This window comes from Paenibacillus arenilitoris (assembly GCF_014705655.1).
Taxonomy (GTDB): domain Bacteria; phylum Bacillota; class Bacilli; order Paenibacillales; family Paenibacillaceae; genus Pristimantibacillus; species Pristimantibacillus arenilitoris.
In genome coordinates this window covers 155,926-180,817 of record NZ_JACXIY010000002.1, presented here as the reverse complement: position 1 = coordinate 180,817, position 24,892 = coordinate 155,926, and the positions used below count along the sequence as shown (strand labels likewise).

The 24,892-nt window shown below is 57.5% G+C and carries 17 protein-coding genes; all 17 read right to left on the bottom strand.

Annotated features, from left to right (window positions below; genetic code table 11):
- Window positions 1–122: 122 nt before the first annotated feature.
- On the bottom strand, window positions 123–1,679 hold the full coding sequence (locus IDH41_RS02210) for an extracellular solute-binding protein (protein ID WP_223829373.1): 1,557 nt from the start codon (window positions 1,677–1,679) through the stop codon (window positions 123–125).
- 78 nt (window positions 1,680–1,757) lie between these two features.
- Complete coding sequence (locus IDH41_RS02205; RefSeq protein WP_190857883.1) at window positions 1,758–2,618, bottom strand: carbohydrate ABC transporter permease; 861 nt, start codon at window positions 2,616–2,618, stop codon at window positions 1,758–1,760.
- Complete coding sequence (locus tag IDH41_RS02200; protein ID WP_397327373.1) at window positions 2,612–3,544, bottom strand: ABC transporter permease; 933 nt, start codon at window positions 3,542–3,544, stop codon at window positions 2,612–2,614. Before IDH41_RS02200 ends, IDH41_RS02205 begins: the two co-directional genes overlap by 7 nt.
- A 452-nt stretch (window positions 3,545–3,996) precedes the next feature.
- A complete protein-coding gene (locus tag IDH41_RS02195) occupies window positions 3,997–5,775 on the bottom strand; it encodes a cache domain-containing sensor histidine kinase (RefSeq protein WP_190857879.1) in 1,779 nt (592 codons plus the stop codon).
- Window positions 5,776–5,810: 35 nt separating this feature from the next.
- Window positions 5,811–7,352, bottom strand: a complete 1,542-nt coding sequence (locus IDH41_RS02190) for a response regulator (protein WP_190857878.1) — start codon at window positions 7,350–7,352, stop codon at window positions 5,811–5,813.
- 237 nt (window positions 7,353–7,589) lie between these two features.
- On the bottom strand, window positions 7,590–8,651 hold the full coding sequence (locus IDH41_RS02185) for a glycoside hydrolase family 76 protein (protein ID WP_190857876.1): 1,062 nt from the start codon (window positions 8,649–8,651) through the stop codon (window positions 7,590–7,592).
- Window positions 8,652–8,981: 330 nt separating this feature from the next.
- The gene (locus IDH41_RS02180; protein WP_190857874.1) at window positions 8,982–9,722 is read right to left on the bottom strand and encodes a MerR family transcriptional regulator; all 741 of its coding nucleotides are present in this window, start codon (window positions 9,720–9,722) and stop codon (window positions 8,982–8,984) included.
- Window positions 9,697–10,623 carry a DUF2268 domain-containing protein gene (locus tag IDH41_RS02175; RefSeq protein WP_190857872.1) on the bottom strand — a complete coding sequence of 309 codons (927 nt, stop codon included), beginning with the start codon at window positions 10,621–10,623 and terminating at the stop codon, window positions 9,697–9,699. The genes IDH41_RS02180 and IDH41_RS02175 overlap by 26 nt, the downstream gene beginning before the upstream one ends.
- A 213-nt stretch (window positions 10,624–10,836) precedes the next feature.
- Complete coding sequence (locus IDH41_RS02170; RefSeq protein ID WP_190857870.1) at window positions 10,837–11,985, bottom strand: GntR family transcriptional regulator; 1,149 nt, start codon at window positions 11,983–11,985, stop codon at window positions 10,837–10,839.
- A 198-nt stretch (window positions 11,986–12,183) separates the two neighbouring features.
- Window positions 12,184–13,278, bottom strand: coding sequence for a glycoside hydrolase family 76 protein (locus tag IDH41_RS02165; protein WP_190857869.1), 1,095 nt, complete (start codon window positions 13,276–13,278; stop codon window positions 12,184–12,186).
- Window positions 13,279–13,331: 53 nt separating this feature from the next.
- A complete protein-coding gene (locus tag IDH41_RS02160; protein ID WP_190857868.1) occupies window positions 13,332–14,339 on the bottom strand; it encodes a carbohydrate ABC transporter permease in 1,008 nt (335 codons plus the stop codon).
- Between the two features lie 5 nt (window positions 14,340–14,344).
- Window positions 14,345–15,307: a carbohydrate ABC transporter permease gene (locus tag IDH41_RS02155; RefSeq protein ID WP_190857867.1), complete on the bottom strand. Its 963-nt coding sequence runs from the start codon at window positions 15,305–15,307 to the stop codon at window positions 14,345–14,347.
- Window positions 15,308–15,331: 24 nt separating this feature from the next.
- A complete protein-coding gene (locus IDH41_RS02150; RefSeq protein ID WP_190857865.1) occupies window positions 15,332–17,938 on the bottom strand; it encodes a DUF5696 domain-containing protein in 2,607 nt (868 codons plus the stop codon).
- Between the two features lie 30 nt (window positions 17,939–17,968).
- The gene (locus IDH41_RS02145) at window positions 17,969–20,095 is read right to left on the bottom strand and encodes a YIP1 family protein (protein WP_190857863.1); all 2,127 of its coding nucleotides are present in this window, start codon (window positions 20,093–20,095) and stop codon (window positions 17,969–17,971) included.
- A 20-nt stretch (window positions 20,096–20,115) separates the two neighbouring features.
- Complete coding sequence (locus tag IDH41_RS02140) at window positions 20,116–20,979, bottom strand: carbohydrate ABC transporter permease (RefSeq protein WP_317890675.1); 864 nt, start codon at window positions 20,977–20,979, stop codon at window positions 20,116–20,118.
- A 10-nt stretch (window positions 20,980–20,989) separates the two neighbouring features.
- A complete protein-coding gene (locus tag IDH41_RS02135; protein ID WP_190857861.1) occupies window positions 20,990–21,952 on the bottom strand; it encodes a carbohydrate ABC transporter permease in 963 nt (320 codons plus the stop codon).
- A gap of 40 nt (window positions 21,953–21,992) precedes the next feature.
- Window positions 21,993–24,782 carry an extracellular solute-binding protein gene (locus IDH41_RS02130; RefSeq protein ID WP_190857859.1) on the bottom strand — a complete coding sequence of 930 codons (2,790 nt, stop codon included), beginning with the start codon at window positions 24,780–24,782 and terminating at the stop codon, window positions 21,993–21,995.
- Window positions 24,783–24,892 lie beyond the last annotated feature (110 nt).

The window sequence follows — 24,892 nt, the reverse complement described above, 5'->3', positions numbered from 1 at the left end:
TCGGAAATGGCGATGCCGGGGGATAATTCCCTGGCATCGCCATTTCCGATTTTACGATTTAGCGAATCGTCAATCAAGCAAGCAACCTGCTTTTTGGATAGCCTCTTTCTTGTTAAGCGGGATTAGCCCCCGAATCCGAGCGCCTTTAACTGCTCCGTCGCGCTGTCCATGAGCGCCTTGTAATTCATGGAGGACTCCAGCGTCTTGACAAAGTCGTCGTACTCGGCGATCGGCCGCTTATTGTAAATAAACTTGGCGAACTCCTCTTCGATATAACGGTCCCCGTCGGCCGGATTATAGCCCTCCGGATTGTCGATGAAGCCGCCCAGCGTCTCGATGCGCGGCTGGTCGTTCGAGAACTGGATCTCCTTCGATTGCAGGGCGAATTTGGCTTGCAAATATTCCATCTCCGGCCTTCCCGTGAACTGGTACAGCCAGGAGTGCCCGACCTCGCCTGCCTTATCCGTCATCTTCGGCACGTCGCCTTCAAGCGTGTAATGCGTATCCTTCACCCCGAACTGCACGAGCATCGAGCCGCCGGCCGGGTCCGAAATATAGTTCAGCAGGTCGAAGATGCGCTGCAGCTTCTCCGGATCCTTCTCGAGCGCCTTCGGAATCGCGAACCGTCCGGGAGACGCGCCGATGTCCCACGTGCCGTCGAACTGCCCGCCAGGACCTGCCGGCGCCGCGATTTGCAGCCACTCGGCATTCGGATTGACCGTTTTGATCTGCTCCACGAACTGCTCCTTCGTCATGTTCGGCCAGTCGAGATATACGATGCCCGCTTGTCCTTTGATCGCCTTCTCCTGATGCTGCAGTCCGCTGTTGGCGAGCAGCTCGGGATCGACCGAGCCCGCGGCGACCATCTGCTGAATGAACGTTAGCGCGTCCTTCATGGCCGGATCGTACAAGGAATTGACGATCGCGCCGTCCTTCTCGTAGAACGTGCCCGGCCCGCCGACGCCGAACGCCCCGAATACCGGCCCGAACGCGCCAAGCTTGCCGCCGGTCAGGCCGATCGTATCCGGCTTGCCGTTTCCGTCGGGATCCTGCTTCGTGAACGCCTCGGCGGCTTTCGCCAGCTCCTCGATCGTCGTCGGCACGGCGAGCTGCAATTTATCCAGCCAATCCTTGCGGATCCAATAGGTGTTGTACGGGATTTGCGGCGATTTCGATACCGCGAACACTTTCCCGTCCACCGTCCCTTTCTTGACGCTGTCCTCGCCGATGAAATCGACCGTCTTCTGCAGTTTATCCAAATACGGCGTCAGATCGAGCAGCAGGCCCTGTTTGGAAAATTGGATGAGCTGCTGGCGGTCGACCATGAACAGATCCGGAAAGTTGCCGGAAGCCATGCGGACGTTCAATTGGTTTTTGTAATCGTCGCCGGAAGGATAGACGGTCAGGTTCAGATCGATATTGAGCGCTTTATCGAGCTCTTGCTTGATCATGTCCTTGTCCGGAGACGGCAGGTTGTTGCCGGTTTCGATCACCTCGAGCTTAATCGACTTCCCGCTCGCCTCCCCCGTCGGTTCGGCGGCGTCGTTGCTCGGCTGCGAAGCGTCGCTCGGCGGCGTATTGCCTCCCGTGTTGTTGCCGTTTCCGCTTCCGCCGGAGCAACCGGCTAGCATAGCGCCAAGCATCGTAACCGTCAGGATCAAGCTGTACACTTTTCTCATCTTCATGTCCCCTCTCAATAAGCAAGCTATTGAAAATAGAGGCCGCGCGGCTGGCCAGTTATCCGCGCAGCGCCTAGATCAACCTTTGATGGAGCCGAGCAGCATGCCTTTCGTAAAGTGCTTCTGAAGAAATGGATAGACGATAATGACCGGCAGGCTCGCGATCATGACGGACGCCATCTGCATCGTCTGCGTCGGCATCATGTTCTCCGCGTTCTCGAGCGGCTGCTGGCTCTGCATCAGAATTTCCCTGACGACGACCTGCAGCGGGAACAGCGTCCGGTCCGTCACGTAGAAGATCGCCTGAAAAAACTCGTTCCAGTGGCCGACCAGGTAGAACAGGCCGACGGTGAGCAGCACCGGTATCGACAGCGGCGCGACGATCTGCAGCAGGATGCGGAATTCCTTGGCGCCGTCCATTCTCGCCGATTCGAACAGCTCCTCGGGCAGCCCCTCGAAGAAGCTCTTCATGATGAGCACGTTAAAGCTCCAGATGGCGTTCGGCAGGATCATCGCCCAGATCGAATCGAGCAGCCCGAGCGATTTGACGACCAGGTAAGTCGGAATGAGGCCGCCGCTGAAGAGCAGCGTGAATACGATCATCAGAAGAAAGACGTTTCTTCCCGGCAAGTTTTTGCGGCTTAGCGGATAGGCCATCAGGCCGGTCAGCACGATGTTGACCGCCGTCCCGATGACCGTGATGAGCACGGTGACCCGGAAAGCCGACGGAATATTGGACTCCGTCAGCAGCGTGCGGTAGGCCGAGAACGTAATTTCCCTCGGGAACAGAATGAACCCGCCGTTGCGCAGCACTTCCCCGAAGGGGGTGATGGATACCGATACGACGTACAGAATCGGCAGGATCGCCGCCAGCCCGCATAAGCCGAGGATGACGTATACGATCGTATTGAATATTTTATCGTCCCAGCTTCTTACCATATGCTCTCGCCCCATTTCTTCGCGACGCGGTTCGCGCCGAGCACCAGGATCAGCCCGATGACGGACTTGAACAACCCGACCGCGGACGCGAGGCTGAAATTAAGCTGCTGCAGGCCGGTCCGGTAAACCCATGTGTCGAGAATGTCGGCGACCGGATACACTTGAATGTTGTACAAAATATAAATTTGATCGAAGCCCGCGTCGAGCAAATGGCCGAGCTTCAGCACGAAGAGCAGGACGATGATGCTGCGGATGCCGGGAAGCGTAATATGCCAGATCATGCGCATTCGGCTCGCGCCGTCCACCTTCGCCGCTTCGTAGAGCGTCGGATCGATGCCCGCCATGGCGGCCAGGTAAATGATCGCGCCCCACCCTAGATTTTGCCAGATTTCGGACCCGACGAGAATGCTTCGGAAGTACTCCGTGGAAGTGAGGAACGGAATCGATTCGCCGCCCATCTCCACGATCCACCGGTTGACGAGGCCCCCGTTCTGGGAGAACAGCGTCAGTAGAATGCCGAAAATAATGACCCAGGATAAAAAGTGAGGCATATACGTAAGCGTTTGCACGATCGACTTGAGCCATCTGATCCGGCATTCGTTCAGCAGGATGGCCACGATGATCGGCGGGAACGTGCCCCATATCAGCTTATAGCAGCTGATCAGCAGCGTATTCGTTAAGAGTTGGCTAAAGTACGGCGACTCGTAAAACGCTTGAAAATGCTTAAACCAAGGGTCCGCCCACGCGCTTCCGGTAATGCCGTCCATGATCGAGAAGTCCTTGAACGCGATGATGACCCCGTACATCGGAAAATACCGGAAGACGATAAAGTAAATGACGCCCGGGAGCAGCATGACGTAGAACGCCCGAAATCGCCAAAACGCTTTGAGCGCCGATTGCAGTTTCGTTTGCGAAGCGGGCTGCATGCGAGGGGCGTTGGTTTCGAGTTGACCCGTTCTCATAGATTCCCTCCTTTGATGAATGCGCTTCCATTTCTTGAATTAAGTATAAATCGCCCCCCTGCTGGTCCGATATACACAAAAACGTAAATAATGTAACGAAATAAACAATAAGGAGCCGCCGCTACCATCGTCGATGATGGTAGGAGACGGCCCGGTTTGTTCCGATTTGTGCAGCCCGTGCTGCGAATAACGGTCATTTATGGTCTTATTTCATTAGCTTATGCTGGGCTAACGGCAAATAAGGGAAACGATTGGCCTTATTCCTATCGATTAAGGCTCCGTAGGGCGATGAGCGGCTGAATAACGCCATATCTTTCCGCTATTTCGTGTCCTGGCGAGGAAAAAGGCTGCATAACGCCGTTTTTTTCCCTTATTCTGCTACGTGGCTGTTCTCCGCCCGACCGCCATGGCAAGCCTTAACTCAGAACGCCCATCTGCTCGTCGGTCTCCGTCAAAGCGGGAATCGCGACGCGGATGACCGTCCCGGCGCCCCGCGCGCTTCCGATCCGCAGCCCGTACGGCTCGCCGTAATGGATGCGGATCCGCTCGTGCACGTTGCGCAGTCCGATGCCGGTGAACCGGTACTTCGAACGCTCCTGCTCGCGCTCCTCGTCCAGCAGGCGCCGCGCTTCCCCGCAAGACATGCCCACGCCGTCATCGCGGACGTAGAGACGGATGATCCCGCGTTCCAGCCTGCCCTTGATCGTGATTTGGCCGCCGTTCCGAGGCGCGATGCCGTGAAACAGCGCATTCTCGACCAGCGGCTGCAGCGTTAGCTTCAAGATCCGGTACGCATGCAGGCCGGGATCGAGATCGAGGCGGTACCGGTATTGCTCCCCGTACCGCACTTGCTGGATGTGCATATACATGCGCAGCCCTTCCAGCTCCTCTTCGATCGACACGTATTCCGATTGCTTGTCGAAGCTGAAGGCGAGCAGCTTCACGAGCGAACGGATCGTCTCCCGCACCTCGTCCGTCCGCTGCTGCCTCGCCAGGCTGCTGATGCAAGCGAGCGTATTGTACAGGAAATGGGGAGCGATCTGGCTTCTCAGCATTTTGAGCTCGTATTCCTTCTTCTGCTCCTCCGCCGACTTCGTCTTCTGCAGCAGGCTTTGGATCCGCTCGAGCATCGCGTTGTAGCTTTGCGTCAGCTTCCCGATCTCGTCCTTTCTCGTCACCGGCAGCTTCGCCACGACCTGCACGTCGTTCAAACGATCCATCTTCTCGACGAAGCGGCGGATCGGATTCGTGAACGAGCGGCTAAGCAAGAACGCGCTGAACAAAAGGATGATCACCCACACGACGCTCGCCGTCCTGTAGTTGTAATTGAGCTGCTGCAAATCCTTGTAGAAGTATTCCTCCTCGATAAACGCCGCGAGCGACCAGCCAAGCCGGTTCGTCGTCGTCTTCACCGCCACGAGCGGCTTATCCGATACGCCCCGTATGCTGCTTACCCCGACCTTAAGGTCGGAGAGCCGCTCCCGGAAACCGTCCTGCAGCACGGGCGGGAATTCGCCCTGGCGGATAGGCAGCAGCTTGTCCCGCGAATCGAGCCGGTTAATGATGTTGCCGTCCTTGGAGAACAAAATGTACGATTGATAGATCATCGGAGCGATGCGCTCGGTCAGCGAATCGAGGTTGAGCTCGGCCGCGACGACCCCTTTGACCTGCTTCTTCTCGTCGGTCACCGGCAGCACGTAGGCGAGCGTATGGCCGGACATCGGCGAATAATAAGGCTCGCTCACGTTGATGGCGCCGTAATTTTGCAGCGCGAGCTCATATAGCTCCGGCAGCTTGGGGTTGCCGATAATCTCGTAATACACCTGCGTATTGGCGAGTACTTGGCCGTCCGCCCGGATAATATAGAGCGACTTCGCGAGCGAATTGTTGTAATTCGCGAATTTGCGCAGCGTATCGAACGCTTGCTCCTCGTTGCCCGGCTCGAGCAGGTCCGCCCGGGTGGAGAGCAGGAGCAGCATGTTCTCGACGTTGTCGAGGCTGGCGTCGATGTACTGGTTGGTCCGGCCGACAAGCAGCTCGGCGTCGCGTACGACCTGATTGCGCAGAAGGCTCTCCGCCTCGTTCAGATTGCGCCAGGCGAGCACCATGACAAGCAGCAGCGTTACGATGAATAGGTAGATGAATTGCTTGGTCGCAAGACCAAGTCTGCCGTACCAGCCGAGCAGCTTCGACATGTTCCCACTTCCCCGCGTTAGAATGGCTGATCCGATTAGTGCTGTCGTTTGAAATCCGTCGGAGATACCCCCGTCCAATTGCGGAACGTAACCGTAAAATAACGGTAGCTCGGAATGCCGACCTCCTCCGCGATCTCGTATACCTTCTTGTTCGTGCCGCGCAGCAGCTCGACCGCCCGCTCCATGCGCAGGCGCGTTATATATTCGCCCACCGAATAGCCGGTCTCCTCGCGGAACAGGCGGCTGACGTACTGCGGGCTTAAACCGACATGCTCGGCAAGGATCGGCAGCGAGATCGGCTGCTTCATGTTTTCCTGGATCCACTCGGTCGCGGCGCGGATTTCGAACCGCGGACGCCTGGATCCGCTTTCAATCGCTTCGATCTCGCCTTGCAAGGCCGCCGTCATCTCCCGCAGCGTGCCGGCCTCTAGCAGACGCTCGATGCCGGCGCCGCCGAGGCCTGCGGCGTCCTGCGCCTTCAGCCAGTCCACCCGCCAGCCCAGCATGCGCTGCTTCAGCTGCTGCGGACGGAAGCGCCGCTCCGCGCACCATTCGAAGAAGCCGTTCTGCAGGCAATCCTTCAGGCTTTCCGGCGACCGGCCGGATTTGCGCAGCATCTCTTGCATCTCCTTGGCGTGCTTATCCGTCATGTCGGCAAGCGGCAGCGGACTTCCGGCGAAGACGCCGCCCGCGTCCGCTCCGTCGTAGAACAGCGCTTCCTTCCATTCGTTCGTGCGCGCGAGCGCAAGCGCGAGCTCCTTGCCGCCTGCGAAGGGACCGCTTACGATCGCGTGAGCCGCCGCCGCATGCTCCGCTTCCCGAAGCCCCTCCTCGAGGCACGCCGTCAGCGCTTGCAATATCCCGCGCATCGTCTCCGCTTGCGCGTCGCCCGCCTCATCCGCGGGAAGGAGCACGAAATATTCCTTTTCCGTCACCGACAGCCAGCTTATCCCGCTTCCGACCGTTCCCTCGATGTCGTTGAGCGCATGCTGCAGCCGCTGCTTCGCCGCCACGTAGGCCGGATTCGGCGCGTGCAGGACGATACGGGCCAGGACGCGCCGTCCCGTTCCGTCCAGGCCTAGCTGCCGCCATTCGGCTTCGTCCGGCTCGCGGCCGTGCAGCAGCTTGCCGAACAGCGCCGCCTGCTGCAGCCGGCGCTCGGATTTCTCGCTGTCGCGGGAATGGCGATCCTTGGCGATGGCCGCCCTCACCTTCTCGAGCGCCTGCTTCATCTCCACTTCGTCCATCGACACCTTCAGCAAATATTCGAGCGCGCCGAGGCGGAGCGCTTCCTGCACGTAACGAAAATCGCTGTGGCAGGTCAGCAATATGATTTGAACGGCGGGATGCCGCCGCCGCAGCTCCCGTATAAGCGTAATGCCGTCCATGATCGGCATCGTAATGTCCGTGACGACGACGTCCGGCGCCTGGGACTCGATTTGCTGCAGCGCCTCCTCCCCGTTGCCGGCTTCCCCGATCAATACCGCGCCGCATTCCTCCCACGGGAATAAGCGCAGCTCCTGCCGCAGCGGCATTTCGTCGTCGACGATCAGAACGTTCAAAGCTTTAGCCGCCATAACATCCTCTCCCTTCGTGAATATTTATTATATTAGGGGCGGGACGTCCGGATTCCTCCGTGCGGCACCGAAAATGCAGCTGCCGGTTTAAGCCAAAAAAGGACGGCGCAGGTAACCGTCCCGAACAACTCTTCGATGCGAACAGGTAGAGACGATAAAAAAGCGGCCTGCCCGCAAAGGCATCCGCTTCATTCCGTCTATTCGCATCATGCCGGCAAGAACGGAGCGCTTTTCGCTTTACGCAAGCCCCGACTTCTCGAGCAGCGCCGCCGTCTCCAGCAATATAATGCCGCTTAGCTGCGAGCTGAGCTCCACGTCCCCGGACGGCGCTTCGTCCCATCGCAGCCCGAACAGGGCGTCCTCCTCGCCCGAGACCGCCTCCCATAACGCCTCCGCGTTTTTGGTCAGCTCCGCCGCGACTTCGCGCCCGTCTTCCATCGCGAGGGCAAGCTCTCCCGCGTAACGGACGAAAATCCCTTTGAACAAGCCCGCGTCTCCCCTGCCCTCCGCAGGCAGCAAGCCGGTGCCGGGCTCGGCCAGCACGTCGATCGCCGCGCGCCACGTCCGGATAGCGTCGCTCAAATAATCCCCGTCGCCCGTCAAGCGGTACAGCTCGACCGCGGCGCCGATAAAGACGCCCTGGCAGTAGGTGAACTTCCAGTCCTTGTCGATGGCGCCGTCGCCGAGCCGGTTCATGCCGTCCCATACGAATCCGGTAGCCGGATCGACGAGGTTGTTCTTCTGCCATTCATAAAGGTTAACGGCCCACTCCAAATCCTCGTCCCGGCCGAAGGCGGCGTGCAGGCGGGCCGCCAATATGGCGGCGGGAGCGTTGGCTGGCGTGTTCTTGTAATCCAGCTGCGTCTTCTGCCAGGCAATGCCGCCGCCCATATGATCGTTCCAGCCCGTCTTGATATCATCCCAAAGCGTCAGCGCCGCCGACTTGTACGCCTCGTCCTGCCCGATCGCGTACGCGCGAAGCCAGCCGATCGCCATCCATTCCATGTCGTCGTACAGATTGTTCGGCCACTTGCCGCCGTTGCGCCGCAGGATGCCTTCATGGAACGCCGCCAATCGCGCTTTGAAAAAAGGATCGCCCGTGCGGTTCCACCCGTCCACCTGCGTCTCGACCGCATGGGCCATCCACCAATAATGAAAAATCGTATTGCACGATCCGTCCGGGCAAGGCGTCTTAATGTCGTACATCCCGATCGCCGGATTCCAAAACCGGACATCCAGCGCCCGCTGAGCCCGCTCCGCCCTCGTTCCCCAAATTGCCGCCTTCACGTTGTTCGTCATCGCCACTCTCCTTATCCTATTCGTCCAGCGCCGTTCGCAAGTAAAGCGCTTACAGTTAATATACTATATTCGTCATATCAATATGTCAATATGCTAACCTTAAAATTTTACGATTTTAATGTTCGGTGAAAAGAATTGAAGAATCGTCAGCTTTTGAAAAATAAGTTTTAGACTGATCCAATCAAAAAAGCAGCGGCGGACCAAGACTTGATAAAATAGTCTTAGACTGCCGCTGTTGTCATTTAACGTGATTCGCTGATCATTAAATTATTGAGTCGTCGCGTAGTTGGTTTAAGAACGGCAGTCGAGCATTACCATTCATTGAGATGTTTACCGATTGATATTATGCATGATTGCATTGTAAAGAAAATCTGTTAAATCCTCGTTGCCATATTGATTAAAATAGTTTTTGAATCGCGCATCGAATTTGTAGGTATGGGCAATGCAAGCCAGTAACTCCGCATCGCATGTCATGAATTGCATTAGATTTTTTTTCCACTCCTCGATTAATCGCTGAACTTCATCGGAGGAAGGATCCTGATCGAAACAGGACGCAATTTGTTTGAATATTTCCTCCATGGACGAAAAACGTTCCTCTTTTTCATCTGGTGATAACTTTTCCAACGTTTCATTAAACGCTTTATACGCCTCTGTTTCGCCATAAATGAATCTCGCTTCGTTTGCATATTGTTCTTTCAATGGCAAAGAACTATTGAAGATTTGCAAATGACTAATATCATTTCCCGAAACGTATTCTTCGAGAGCTGCCATGATGGTTTCTAGTCTTTGTTTTTTCGCTAATAAGGTTTGTCTCTGCTTGCTTACGATTTGTTTCTGTTCTTGCCTGGTCAGCTTCAAAATGTCCGCAATCTCCTTCAAGGAAAAATCCAATTCCTTTAAGAACAAAATCGTTTGAAGTTTTTCCAGACTGCTTCGATCATACAGGCGATACCCTTTTTCCGTCAGATGCGTCGGTTTAAATAAATGAATTCTATCGTAATAATGCAGGGTCCGACCTGTAATGCCTGTAATCTGAACAATATCATTAACCGTTAATAATGGTTTCTTCATCCCAAAATCCTTTTACTTCGTCTAGTATTTGAGCAGCAGGCGTTATGGTGGCCTCAAAGATCGTTCTTCCTGTTTTTCTTAAATAATATTGGATTAAATAGTATCCGCAAGCGTAGCCGGCGCTATAAGGCATATTGACCGGTTTGAAGTTTTGAAGTTTGGCGATCTCGTCACCGTAAAGGTACGGAGCAAATTGATCAAACCCGGTTAATTGCAATTGCTCTCTAAGCACGGGCTTTATGCGCCTGTTAAGTGTTTCTGCGTTTGTTCTCGTTACCCAAGGGCCGAGCAATTCTTCTCCGAATAGGAACGTCGCATAGTTTTCGGCTAATCCTTCGCTTACGATTAGCTCGCCCAAATTAACGGTGTGATCCCACTGAATGAATTGGTATCGCACATTATGGTTGCATTCGTGCGCCAGCGCTGCCTTCATTCGAGGAATCGTGTACTCGTTCGGCAAGAGTGTACCCCAGATAAACCCGGGAATGCCTCCAAAGCCGCTATATCCTTCGTTTATTGCCAAGGCACGGCTTTCCGGATTCCCTAGTTGAATGGTAAACAAATATTCGGATACGGGGAGACTTATTTCATGTTCTATAAATAGACGGAGGCTTTTCGTTACAGCGCGCTCGCACTGTGACCAAAAAGAATCCGACGAAATCAACTCTACCTCAGGTGAAATTTGCCGGGTAATCTGATCCGGGGATCGATGCGTCATACTATTAAACGCAATAACGTCAAAACCGTTCGCCTCTTCGGCTCTGAAAGGGATCTGTTGAATTTGCCATTGTTTCATAAAGGGAGCCATCATTTCGTTTCTGAATAATTCAAGCTTTTCCTCGGGCGGGGCTTGGGCAACTTTTTGATAAATTCGGTCTGAACGCAATGTTTTTATATACATATTCTCACTCCTAGAATTTATAGAGAGAATTATGCACTATGACCTTACGTCATAGTCAAGAACTTTGAATCAAATAATGAAAATCAGGTACTTGGTTCTCCGCCACATCCCCCGCCAAGCCGGTCGCAAAAGAAGAAGCGCTCCGAAGGCTCGACTGCCTTCGGAGCGCCCATCGGCTCCTGCTCCCGTTCCCGGCGGCGCTGCGGCTCGGCTTTACGGGTTAACCGTCGACCTGCCGAGCACGATCTGATGCTCCACGATATGGTTGAGCGGCGTCTCCTCGCGATGGAGCCTGCTCATGACGACTTCCACCGCTTTCCGACCGATCTCGCGCTCGTTCTGCCGGATATGGGTGAACAAATATTGCCCGAAGTGCTGGCCGGGGGAGTCGAAGCAGACGATCTGGTAATCGTTCGGGATCGACTTGCCCATCGACTGCAGCACCTCCTGCAGAATGAGGCTCAGGTTGTACTCCGAGACGACGAATGCGGCAAGCTCCGGGTTCATCTCGACGAACCGCCGCACCGTATCGATATCCGGCTCCACGTTCACCTCTTCGAACGACTGGGGCAGCGTGCTGTACAGATTCGTCATGATATGCTCTTGCTTCGGGGTCCATCCGCGCTGGACGCAGGCGTCGGTATAGCCGAGCAGCCGGTCCTCGATCGTCGTCGTGCTGTCGGCCGGCGACGACAGGAAGCCGATCTGCTTCAGCCCTTTGTCCAGCAGCAGGCTGGCCGCGTCGAACGCCGCCTTCCGGTTGTCGGTGAACACCGCGCTCGCGGCGATGCCCTTCAAATACCGGTCGACGAGCACGATCGGGAACCCGTCCAGGACGAGCCGGAGCAGCTCGGAATTGTAGTGCTCCCCGTGCCCGGGGAAGACGATGATGCCGTCCACGCCGAGCTGGACGAACGAGCGGATCGCCGCCTCCTCGTCCTCCCGGTTGTCGTACGTCAGCTTCATCAGCATCCGGAAGCCGGAGAGGGAGCAGCACTCCTCGATGCCCCGGATCAGCTCGGCGCCGAACACGTCGCCGAAGTCGGGCAGGATGACGCCGATCGTCCGCCACTCCGCCACGGCTTCGCCCTTCGGCACGGCCGCTTCCGCCGGCTTCTGCAGCTTCATCTCCTTAAGCTCCGGAATGACCTCCGCGACGAAGGAGCCTTTGCCTTGAATCCGCTCGATCAGCTTGTACTGCGACAGCATCTCCAGCGCCTTCTTCGACGTAATCCGGCTCACGCCGAACTGGTCCGCGAGCTCCTTCTCCGACGGGACGCGATCGCCTCTGTTCAACTCGCCTTCGTTGATCTTCTGGAAAATATGATTGAAAATCCGCTCGTATAAAGGAATATCCATCATTCGACCTACCTCGTCATTTAATCTTGATATATCAACTATACCTCTTTCTTATTACGACATCAAGATTAAACAATCGCGCCATCGGCGGGCGCAGTTCCGCAATTGACGTTCCTTATCCGCCGCCGGGCTCCGCATGGAAACTCTCAGCATTTGTGACATGACCGGAATCGATTCCCTATACCTGGATAAGTTGATATACTATTCCCTCCCCATCCTTTCGAGCTTGGCGGCGGCCTCCAGCAGGAATACCCCGCTAAGCTGCACCGTCAGGTCGAGCGGCTCCGCATGGGGCCGGTCCCACGCCGTACCGAATAAGCCGATCTCTTCGGTGCTGCCCTTCTCCAGCAGCGCGTCGGCGTTATCATAAATCATTTGCTTGATGTCGTCGTTGCCCCCGGCTTCGTACAGGTTAGCCAAATACCGGATCAGGATGCCCTTGAACAGCCCGCCGTCCCCCGATCCCTCATCCTTCATGACGCCCGTTGCTTCGTCGACGTGGCGTGCCGTCGCGGCCGCGGCCGTCTTCTCCGCGTCCGCGAGATAAGCTTCGTCCTTCGTAAGCTTATACAGCTCGACGGCCGCGCCGATATACGTCCCCTGGTTGTACGTGAAGACCCAATCCTCGTTCACGTCGATGACGCCGTCCTCGCCCAAGACGAGTCCGTCGTACACGTTCCCGCTGACCGGATCGACCAGATGCTCCTTCTCCCAGTCGAATATTTTCTTCGCCCAGGCAAGGTCCTCTTGTTCGCCGAACCGCTCGTACAGTCTGACCGCAAGTATGGCGGCCGGACCGTTCGAGCAGGCGTTGCGGTTATGCCGCTGATCCTTCTTCCACGCCATTCCGCCGAGATCGTCCTCCCACCAGGCCGTCTTGATGTCGCCCCACAGCTTGAGGACGTAATTTTTGACCGTCTCGCTTCCGCCGGCGTCATAAAGCCGCAGCGCCGATAACGCCAGCCACTCCATGTCGTCGTAAAATTCGTTGAACAACGAGCCGTTGCGCTTGATGATGCCTTTGACGATGTCCTCCGCCTTCGTCAAATAAGCCTCGTCGCCGGTACGCTCGTAGCCGTCCACCATCGCGTCGACGGCATGCGCCTTCCACCAATAATTCAGGTGGCCTTCCCTCTCTTCCGCGTAAGGATACGCGTTGTTCATGAAATTCGCGTCCCCGTTCCAATAATGCGCAATCAGCTTCTGCTCCGCCCATTCCGCGGCGTCGCCGTACTTAGCCGTTGCGCCTCCGGCGCAGCCCGCCAGGAAGAAGCTGCCCGCAAGCAAGATGCGCATGCTTCGCATAACCCCCACCTCATCCTTCCTTTCTCCCTCGCGAATTCAAACGACTAGCCGACGATGCCGCTGTGCTCGATGCCTTCGACGAGCGATTTTTGCGCGAACAGATACAGCAGGATGAGCGGCGCGATGACCAGCAGCGACATCGTATTGGTCAGCGTCGCCGTCAGCGGCTGGCCGTTCTTGAGCCCGACGGTGGCGCCCTCCAGCATGAGCCCTTCGAATCCGGTCATAAGGGAATTCGACAGCAGCTTCACCTGGCTGAAGAACATGGAGGAATAGAAGCTGTCGGTCCACTGCCAGGAGAAGGAGAACAGGAAGATCGTCACCATCATCGAGAACGAGATCGGCAGGATGATCCGGCCGAACGTCCGGAACAAGCCCGAGCCGTCCACGTACGCCGCTTCCTCCAGCTCCTTCGGAATGCCTTTGAAATACTGCCGCATGATCAGAATGTACAAGCCGTTCTTGAACCCGAAGCCGATAATCGACAGGACGGCCATCGGCCACACCGAGTCCATGAGCCGGACCGTGCCGCCGGTTACCGCGGAGATGAGCCCGAACAAGTCGAAGAAGCTGAACTTCATGTAGAGCGAAATCATGTACGTCTGCGGCGGGATCAGAATCGTCAGCACGACGAGCGTGAAGACGATTCCCTTCCCTTTGAAATTGAACCGCGCAAGGCCGTAGCCGACCATCGTGCAGACGAGCATCTGCAAGGCGCCGCTCATGAACGAAATGCCGAACGTATTCGCGAGGCCTTGGAAGAACGAGGTGTATTCGATGACCGTCTCATAGTTAAACCACGTCGCTTGCCTCGGGATGAAGCGCACCGTGCCGTCGATCAAATCCTGCCGGCTCATGAAGCTGTTCGACAGCTTGACGAGCAGCGGATACAAAATAAGGAACGCCAACCCGATCAGCAGCAAATAGCGCAGCACGCTCCAGAGCAAGCGGTTCGCGTACATCCATTTCAAATATTTGGCCCTGCCCGCCATCAGGCCGCCCTTGGCCGCCGTGGCCGCGACCGCGGCCGCTCCCGTCCGAACAACACGCATCCAGCTCACTCCCTATTCTGATAAAATACGAACCGGCTGACGAACAGCCCGATCACGATAAGAAATACCGCGGCGACCAGAAAATAAATCCACGCCATCGCCGAGGCCGTCCCGTACTGCCCGAGCTTCATCGCCGCCGTGATCCGGTCCATAATCTGATTGTTGCTGCCGGTGAACGAATCGATGACGGAATAAATGATGTTGACCAGAATAAGCGGGCTGATGAGCGGGAACGTAATTTTCCAGAAGCTTTCCCAGCCGGAGCAGCCTTCGATCTTGGCCGATTCGTAGATGGACGTCGAGATCGCCTGAAGCCCGGCCAGGAAGATCAGGATTTGCACGCCGGAGTGGCTCACGACGTCGTAGATGTTCTCCGCCGCCCCGACCGTAATGTTCACGAGCGCGGGGCTGAAGTCGAACATTTGGAACATATACCGCTTAAGCTGCAGGCTGCTGAACATGCCGCCGGCCGATTCGGTCACTTCCGCGATGCCGGTGTCGAGCCCCGGAATGCTCTGGTAGGCGTTCATGATCGAATTGCCGAGATCCGCCTTGTCGACGATGCCGGTCGCGAGGATGACCGGAACGAAGAAGATCGCCCGGAAGATCGCGCGCCCCTTCATTTTCTGATTGAGCAGCACGGCGATGAAGAGGCTGTACATGACGATGATCGGAATGTCGAACAGCATGTTCTGCACGGCCCCGTACAGCTGCCGGTTGAAATTGGGATCCACTCTTAAGATTTGATGAAAGTTGTCAAAGCCGATGAACTTCGCCGAGTAGCCGCCCTGGGACAGCACGTTCACTTCCATGAAGCTGAAGCGGAACGAATCGATGAATATCCCGAGGAACAGCAGGAGAAAGCCCAGCACGAAAGGACTTACGAACACCCAGCCCATCAAGTCCCGCTTCTGCGTCACGGTGAAGCTTATCCTCTTCTTGCCAAAGGCTGCAGACCGTTTGATCATAGTCGATGATCCTCCTCGCGGGGATTATGGGGTAACGGCCGCATAGTCGACCGGGCCTACCCGGATCCCCTCCACCTGAATTTCTTGATCGCCGTAGTTCACGATGACGGCTTTGCCGCTCTCGTAGGTCGTCTTGTACACCTGCTCCGCCAGCTGCTCGTGATCGACGATCGCCTGGTCCTGCACGTCCTTCAGCACCTCGTTCATCTCCGCGTAAAGGTCCGCGGCGGCGTCCTCCCAATCGGCGAACCGCGAGGCGTATACGTCATCGAACAGGAACGCGTCCTTCAGCAGGCTGCTGTCGCCGTAATTCAGCTTGAAATACGCGCCGCTGCCGGTTTCGAGCGCCTTCAGCACCGCCGGACGCAAATCGCTTGCGAGATTGAGCGGCTCGCCGGCATACCCGATATACCCGTGAAGCGCGATTTGCAGGAACGGTACCTGACGGTCTGCGATGGAGAGCGAGCTGTCCTCGTCCGGAAGATTCAGGATATGGTCCGCGTAAGGGAACAAATACGCATTGCCGCTGTCCGAAATTACGTTCCCGTAAGCCTCGTCCGCCTTCGCCAGCACCTCTTCGGCCAGCGCCATCGATTGCTCCCGGTTGACCTGGCGGTTGTTCTTGAAATTCGAATTGAGCGTATCGCCGAGCGACGACAGCGAGATCGCCTCCGGTTTGAGCGTTGCGTAATCCTTCGCGAACCGGTCGTAGTAATCGGGAATTTTGTTCGGATCGACGCCCCATACGCTGTTCTCGTACTCCAGCGTGGCGACGTTCAGAATTCCCTTGTAGCCGGTCTTCTGGAACAGCGAGCGGATGCCGTCCTTATGCGGCTTGAAGCCGTCGAAAGCCTTATTCGCCGAGACGGTGACGAAGTCGACGTCCGGATACAGCTCCGCGCCGCTCTCCCGCGCCTTTGCCGCCAGCTCCTTCATCCCCTTCGCGCCGCCGAGCACCTTCTCCACCTTCATCCCGCTTGCGGCGGTATGGAAATACCCGCCGTTATACCACGCGGTATACCGCAGCTTCACGTTGCTTACGCCCTTCCCCGTCAGCCGCTCCAGCATCCGGCCCGCCTCGTCGAACGAAGTGACGGCCGCCTGGCTGCGCGTCGGGATGCCGAACTTGCGGACCATCGTATCGACGGCGCCCATCGTATCGAGATAGAACGGGATTTGTTCCGGCGGGTCCGTCTTCTTCAGTATCCCTTCGCTGACGAGGTATTCGCGGTACGCGCCCGCCATGCCGGCGTAATCCGCTTCCTCGCCCGTCAGAATGAAGTAGCGCAGCGCGATGTTGCCGTCGTACGCGTTCTTCTCGTAAATGATCCACGGCGCCTGCTCGAACGCGTTCTCCTGGATGAACGTATCCTTGTTCCGGATCGTGAAGGACGCGTAGGCGGTATTCCAGGAATGGTTGATGTTGCCCATCATGCCATTGATTTCCGCGACCGCGTCGCCCTCCTCGATGACGGCAAGCAGCGCCGAGCCGTCCTTCTTGATCCCGTACACGGGCGCGCGGAACTCCTGCTTGAAGCTGCCCCTGTCCGCCTGCGACAGCGCGTAGTCGGGGCCGTACAGCTTGCCGGTCGTAAGCAGCGTGTTTTTGCTGCCGTCGTTGTTGAATCCGATGATCGTGCCCGAACCGTCCGGCAGGAACAAATAGCCCTCCTCGCCGCTCTTGCCCGCTCCGAAATAAGGCAGGACGGTCATCTTCACCAGGTTGAACCGTTCCTTATCGTATTCGATTTGCCCGTTGTGAACCGTAACGGACAAGCCGTCCTCCTGCAGCGTGTAATCGAGCCGCAGCTTGAAATAAGGGAACACGGCCTCATCGCCGTCGTAGCCGACCCGCTCGTAATCCTCCGCGAGCTTCTCGTACGTATAGCCCGCTTTCTTGACGGAGCTCTCCAGCACGCCCTTGTCCCGCTCCGTGATGGACGTCTTCAGCACGTAGATGTCTTCTTTCTCCAGTGCCGGATATTTGGCGAGCAGTTCCTTGCCTTTGGCGCCTTCCAGGTCCTCGCGGGTATACAGGATATAGAAGGCGAGAATCCGCCTCTTCTCCCGCTCCGCCTCGATGAAGCTCAGCACGTTCTCCTCGAAGCTCGCTTTCGCGATCTGCTGCGGGAGCAGCCGGCGCTGCTCCTCGCGGCCGAGCACCATCTCCACCGTGAGGCCCTGCTCCTGCTTGCCCCAGCCAACCTGGTCGAGCTTCATGGCATGGGTGTAGCTGTTCATTTCCAGATCGCCTTCCTTGCCCTTCACGTTATAGACGAGGCTGATCTGGGACATCAGCTCTTCCTTCGCCGCATCGCTCGCCTTCGCATCCTCCAAGGCGCCTAGCGGATTGGAATAGAACAGGCTTCCGGTCGCCTTGTCCTCGACGGCGACGCCGCCCGAGCGGTTGTCGAAATATAGGCGGAGCCGGTCGTTCTCGGCCGCGGGCGTCAAGCTGCCGTCCTTCGCCGGCTTCCGGAGCTTCGCCGACGGAGTCCCGGCCGCCGCCGGCGCATCGCCGCCCTCCGCGGCGGCGTCCGCCGCGCGGGCCGGCTTCCCGTCTCCCGGGTTCCACAGCGCGAGGGCCGCCCCGATGACGAGCAGCGCGCAGACGATCCTTTTCGCTTTCATACGGCTGGCCTCCCTTTCTTCCCGAATTTGCTATAGCCGAAACGCTATTTCATTGAAGATCGTCGTAATAAAGGCGTTCATGTTCTGCAAAATATTAATGAAGACGACGGTCAGGAAGGCGACGAAGCCCATCCCGATCAGCGAGATGACGGACGTGTACGCGTTCTTGAACGGATTGTAGTCGTTGGTCACCAGCACGCCGACGAAGATGAGGCCGATCGCCCAAGCGAAGGACAGCGACGTGAAGAACGTAATGAACGGCTGCTCCTGCTGGGAGGCGAAATTGCTGAAGATCGTGACGGGAATGCTGATCATGGCGATCGGCATGAGCGAGTAGGCGGATGCGATGAAGATGTCCTTCAAGCTTCCTTCCCCGTCCATCAGCGTCGTCAGCCCCCAGTTGACGCAGCACCATAGACCGAACGGAATCAGCACGCCGAGCACCGTGTCGTGCAGCTCGATGACCCGCCAATCGGTCGGGTACAGAATGTAGCCGCCGGCCAGCTTCTCGAACACGTCCGCCGCCATGACGAGCGCGACGATGAACACCGCCGCCCGCACGCTGCCGCGCTTCTCGTGCTTCAAATCCCAGAAGCCGTCGAACGGATGGAACATGACGTGGAACGCGTAGAACACTTCCTCCGGGAACGTTCGCTTGCCCGACTTGCGCCAGCCCGTCGCGTTGACTTTCTTCACGTATTTGAAAAACCGGGTCAGCAGCCAGAGGAGAAGGACCGCCGCGATCGGGATGACGAGAATGAGCTTGCCGATCACTTCCTTACGGTATTCGGCGAACGCTTTGAAATAATGCTCCCAATCGTTCGCGAGCTTGTAGTTATGCATCGCTTCCTCGTACTCGCCCTTGCGCATATTGGACTGGGCGACGCCGGAATAGGCCATTTCGAGCGAAGGGTTCTGGCCGAGCACCTTCCGCCACGCCGCGATGGATTCGTCGTATTTGCGGTTTTTGCGCGCTTCGATCGCCGCCGCGATGTTATCGCCGTAATCCGTCCGCCTGAACACGGTCAGCTTGCCGGTGCCCTTGTCGAGCACCAGCAGCCTCGCGTCCTGGTAGGCCAGCGCGGATACGCTTTGGAACACGCCGTCCTGGCTGCCGTAACCGCCGAAGGCGTACAGAAGGTTGCCTTCTTCGTCGTACGTGAATATTTTGTTATGGGTCGAATCGAGCGTGCTATACACCCCGCTGCCCGCAAGCGCGACGTCGATGAACCGGGACACGTCGTTCTTGACCTGGATGTCGCCGGCGGGCGGATAAGCGCCGTTGCGCTTCAGGATGTCGATGCCGAGATTGTTCAGCCGCTTGACCGGGGCGTTCCGGCTCGATTTGTCCCGGCTTTGGAGGGCGTTCAGCTGGGCCCTCGTGCCGAGCGCGCTGCTCGTCACGTAGGCGAAGCCGAGCTCGTCGATCGTAATGTTGTTGTACTCCGTCGGCACGTTCTTGGCCGTGCGGCTCTTCTGCTCCTTCGTCGTGATCAGCCGCCAGAACAGATCGGCCACCTTGGGCGCGACCTTCTCCGCCCCGACGAAGCCGTCGAAGCCGCCGTCCGCGTTAAGCGCGATGACGCCCATGTTCGTGCTCTTCGAAATGACGTAGATGCGTCCCGCCGGATCGACGCCGAGCGCGGACGGCTCGTAGATGAAGCCGGCCGGGAAGACGTCGGAATCCGGCGCCTCCAAGATGCGCTCCAGACCGCCGTCCTGCCGCAGAACGACGATCCGCGCGTTTTTGGAATCCGCGACGTAGATCAGCCCTTCCTCCGTGACGAACAAGCCCGTCGGCGCGTTGAAGCCGCTCTTCGTCCTGCCGTCCCCCAGCACGAACTCCTTGATCTCCTTCTTCAGCCGGTATTCCTCGTCGAGCAGAACAATCCGGTTGTTCCCGCTGTCCGCGACGTACACCTGCTTGTCGCCGTCCACGAACAGGTCGAGCGGCTGGTTCAGCGCCGCGTCCGGTATGCCCATGTCCCCTGCGCCAAGCACCCGCTCGGGGACGTAAGCGTCGGGAGAGACGAAATAATTGCCTTCATAGTCGTAAAAATACGTTTTATACGGAACCATCGCCGAGGCCGATTCTACGCCGAAGCTGCCCAGCATGACCATGGCGGCAAAAAACAAGATCCATTTGGTCCTGACCATACGTTTTTCCCCTTCCAAGCCTATTCTTTCATGCCCGACGCGGACATGGTCTCGATAATCTTGGACTGCGAGACGATGAACACGATGATCGGCACGATCATCATCAGCACCGCGGCCGCCGAGCCCGTCCCCGTCCGGGCGATGCCCCCGGCCAAAATTTGGGACAGCGCGTAGTTGAGCGTCTTCAGCTCCTCGCTTTGGATAAAGTGATTGGCTCCGATTCCCCACAGCCCTTGGATCGAGAAGATGATCAGCGTCAGCCAGGCCGGCTTGACCATCGGCATGACGATTTTCCAGAAAATATGCCATTCGCTGGCGCCGTCCATGCGCGCCGATTCGAGCACCGCGTCCGGTATCATCTGGTCCATGAACTGCTTCATGAGATACAGGCCGAGCGACGACGCGAAGGCCGGCACGATGAGCGCCTGATAGGAGTCGATCCAGCCAAGCGACGATATAATGATGAAATTCGGAATTTGGGTCACGACGCCGCTGAACATGAGCGACAGCACGACCATGCTGAACATGAGCCCCTGGCCCGGGAATTTGTGCTTCGACAGCACGTACGCGCACAAGGAAGCGAGCACGACGTGGCCGAACGTGCCGACCGCCGTAATGAAAAACGTATTGAACACGTACCGGCTGAACGGCACCCAGGAATCGCTCATGACGACCATCAGGTCGCGGAAGTTGTCGAGCGTCGGATTGTTGACGAGAAACCGGGGAGGAAAATACCAGATTTCCTCCAGCGGCTTGATCGAGTTCGAAATCGCGTAGACGAGCGGCATCATCATGAACAGGCCGAACAGCAGCAGGAACAAATAAATGCCGAAGTCGGCGAAGTAAGAACGCTTAATCCCGCTCTTGCTTCGATGAAGCTTTATTTGGATCAACTCATTCACCCACCTTCGACAAAAGCTTCTGGACGAGCTTGTTCGTCCCGATCATGATGATGAACAGAATCGTCGCGATCGCCGAGGCGTAGCCCATTTCGTACCGGACGGAGCCGTAGTCCTCGAGATGGTTCACGATCGTATGCGCCGCGTAGCCGGTGCTCGGCATGCCGCACAGCGCGGTGACGATCGCGCCCGTGCCGAACGCCCCGGTAATGCTCATGACCGCGCCGAACATCAGCTGCGGTTTCATGGACGGCAGGGTGACATACCAAAGCTCCTGCCATCTGTTCCGGACGCCGTCCATCGCCGCCGCCTCGTACAGCGTCCGGTCGATCCCCTGCAGGCCGGCGATAAAGGAGAGGAAGCTCGTGCCTACGCTGGTCCACAAGGCGACGACGATGACGAGCGGCATCATGTACTGCGGGTTCTCGAACCATAGAATCGGCGACGAGATGACGTTGTAGCGAAGCAGGATGGCGTTCGCGTAGCCGTAAGCGTCTTTGTTGAAGAAGATGCCCCATACCAAATAAATGTTGCCCGATATCGAAGGCGCGTAGAAAACGAGCGTCAGGATCGTCCGCAGCGACCGCGGCAGCTCGTTGATCAGCCAGGCGAACACGAGGCACATCAAATAGCCGATCGGGCCGACCATGACGGCAAGCAGGAACGTGTTGCCGATCGCCTTGATGAAGATGTCGTCGCCCAGAAACAGCCGGATATAATTGTCCATGCCGACGAAGATCGGCGCCTCCAGCAGGTTGAAGGAGAAGAAGCCGAGACCGAGCGAGACGATGACCGGCAACGCCGTGAAGGCGAAGAACAGGATCATGTACGGGGCCGCGAACAGGTAGGCGACCCTATTTTTTTTAACCGACTTCCAGCCTTGCGCGAGGCGCCTTCTGACGAACGGGTCCGGCCTCTTCGCGATAACATTTCCTCCTACTACCAACTCTTCCTTCATGATTGGAGTCCTCCTGAATCGGCAAAGTCACGGGTCGCGGTCATTCCAGCTTGAATTCCCGTCTTTTTCTCGTTATTTCATCGTCAACCTCTTTCACGTAGTCGAGCAGCGTCTCCGGATCCGCGTTCGTGTAGGCGAGCGCCGACGCGAATCCGATGTTGCGCGTTACGTAGTAGCCGCCCGGCACTTCCGGCGTGCCCGTCGCGAAGGACCATTGCGTCATGAGATGGTCGTACTCGGTTTTCGTCCACGGCATATTGTTAAGCGCTTCCATGTTGGCCGTAGCCTGCTTCGCCGCTTTGCCGAGAATCGCTTCCATTTCCGTTCCGAACCGGGATTGCGTCTCCGCGCTCGTCCACCAGTCCATGTAGCGCCACGCTTTGTCCTTATCCGCCGCGTCCTTCATCATCATGATCGCCGTTCCGGTCGACGGCGTCGCGCGGTTCAGCGTGCCGTCCGCCATGACCGTGCCCGGCAGCGGGACGAATTCCCATAACCCCCTGATCTCCGGCGCGAAGGCGATCAGCTGGTTGTACGTCGTATAATCCGCGATGCCGATCGGCATCTCGCCCGTCCGGAACCGGTTGGCGAAATCGTAGTCGCGCGGGAACTTGTACGTCGTGAACAGCTCCGTCTGCTTCTGGAACGCTTCGATCGTCGCGTCGTCGCCGAGTGTCGACTTGCTCCGCTGCGCGTTGTACAGCTCGGCGCCGTTCTGGTACAAGAAGATTTGCAAGCCGCTGATGTCCTGCGGGAAACCGATCTGCATGTTCTGCTTCTGGATTTCCGGAATGAGCTTGTAGAACTGCTCCCATGTCGTCGGCACTTCGAGCCCGAGCTCCTGCAGAATGTCTTTCCTGTAAAACAGCATCGGGAACGATTGCGTCTCCGGCAGGGCGTAGATCCTGCCCTCCAGCTCGTAAGGCACGAGCGAGCTCGCGTGGAACCTAGCAGCAATCTCTTCGTAGCCCGGCATCCGATCGATCGGCTCGGCGGCGCTGCGGAGCGCGTACTGCACCGGCTCCGCCGCGAGATTGCCCATCGCGACGTCTGGACCGATGCCGGCCAGCACCGACGGCAGCAGCGTATTATCCGGGATCAGCTTAAGCTTCACTTGAATGCCGGTCTCCGGCGTGAAGGTGTCGTTGATCATTTCCCGAATAATTTGCGATTGGTCGCGTCCCGAGGACAGCCATACCTCGATCGGCTCCTCCGCCTGCCCGCCGTCCGCGGACAGCGTGTTGTAATCGGCGAAGAACGACATCAGGAACGCCGTGAATTCGAACGCGAGCCGCTTCCAGAACGAGGCTTCCGCCTTCGGCAGCTTCTCGGACGGAGGCATGACGCTCATATAATCGACCGTCAGCGGCTGCTCGCCGACCGTCAGAATCCACGTGCCTAGCGCCCCTACGTTTTCCTTGAACGGCGTGAACGTCTTGGCGATGTTCGCTTCCGGATCCTTCACCATCTGCTCCAGCTGGAATGCGATCTTGTCGAGCAGCACCATGTTCTCGCCCTTCTGCCCGACGAGCGCCTCCATGTCGGCCGATACCTGCCTGAGCGCGGCGGCTTGCTCCTTCATGGACGCGATCGCTTCCGGAATCAGCTTCTCGAACCCGTAATCGCGGTACAAGTCCGGCTCCGTCCCCGTAATCATCAGCACCTGCCGATAGATGCCGTTCAGCTTGACCAGACTGTCGTCGACCCGGTTCAGCACCTCCGCCAGCTCGCCGAGCGTCACCTCCATCGTCAGCTCGTGCTCGCCCGCCTCCAGGTAGAACGCGAATTCCCGCTCGCCGTCGCCCAGCGCTTCTACCTGCCAGTTTCGGCCGTAGTTGAACTTGACGGCGCCGGCTTCCTTGAACGGAACGGCGCCGTCCAGCATGATTTTCCGGTTGACGTACATCCCCGCCAGCTTGTTCTGCTTGAAGCGGGACGCGATTTTGTACAAGCCGTCTTCCTCGACCGTGAACTTGTAAGTGATCCATTGCCCCGGCATCTTCCACTTGTCCCCGCCGATGCTGTTCAGGCGCAGCTTGGAAGGATCCTGCGGCTCCGTAATGGCCGAGGACCGGTCCGCGATGGGATACAGCGTGTTATCCGATTTCTCGTACGTATTCTGCGCTTGGATTTTGATCGTTTCCGCCTCGGCCTCTTCATAGCCTTGCGCCTCGTACTCCGCTTTCACTTCCTCGTAGGATTTGAGCTCCTCCGCCTTGTAGACGCGTACGGTATTTAAAACCACCGGCTCCCGGACCGATTCGAAACCGACGGTATGCTGCCCTTTTTCCAAATAAAACAATAACGGATCGTTGTAGTAGCCAAGCATGTCCTGAAGCGTTTCCTTCCGCCATCTAGGCGCTTCCGTCTGCTTCGGCCGCAGATCGTTGCCTTTGAAATCCCGGCCGATTTCGTTCATATCCTTCCAGATTCGCGACAAATGAATATATTTCGCCTCGTTGTACGGGACCTGCCCGTCGATCGTAACCATCCGCTCGATCGCGTTGCCTTTGCCCAGTACGGGATAATAGAGCACTTCGATGTTATACATGCCGCTCTCCGGCACGTCGACTTCCCATTCGATGGAGCCGCTCTCGCCCGTGTACACGGACTCGCCCTCCATCCCCTCGTAGTCGTCGTAAATCTCGATGTCAGCGCCGGCCTTCGCGTAGTCGCCGGCCTTCAACACGATATCCGCGCCGCCCGCGGGTTTGCCTTCATGCTGCTTCAAGTAATCCCGGTAGCTCGGCAGCTTGACCAGCAGGCCGTCATCGTCGGCCGAAGCGGGCGAAGGCCACATAAACGCCAACAAGCCCAACCCTAACGCCAACATACATCCCTTCATTAACGCCCGGCTCATAACCGTTCAGCTCGCACCGTCATATTGATTTCCCCCACATGGTTAAAGTTTCAATAGAGAAACTAGCGGATTATTTCGAG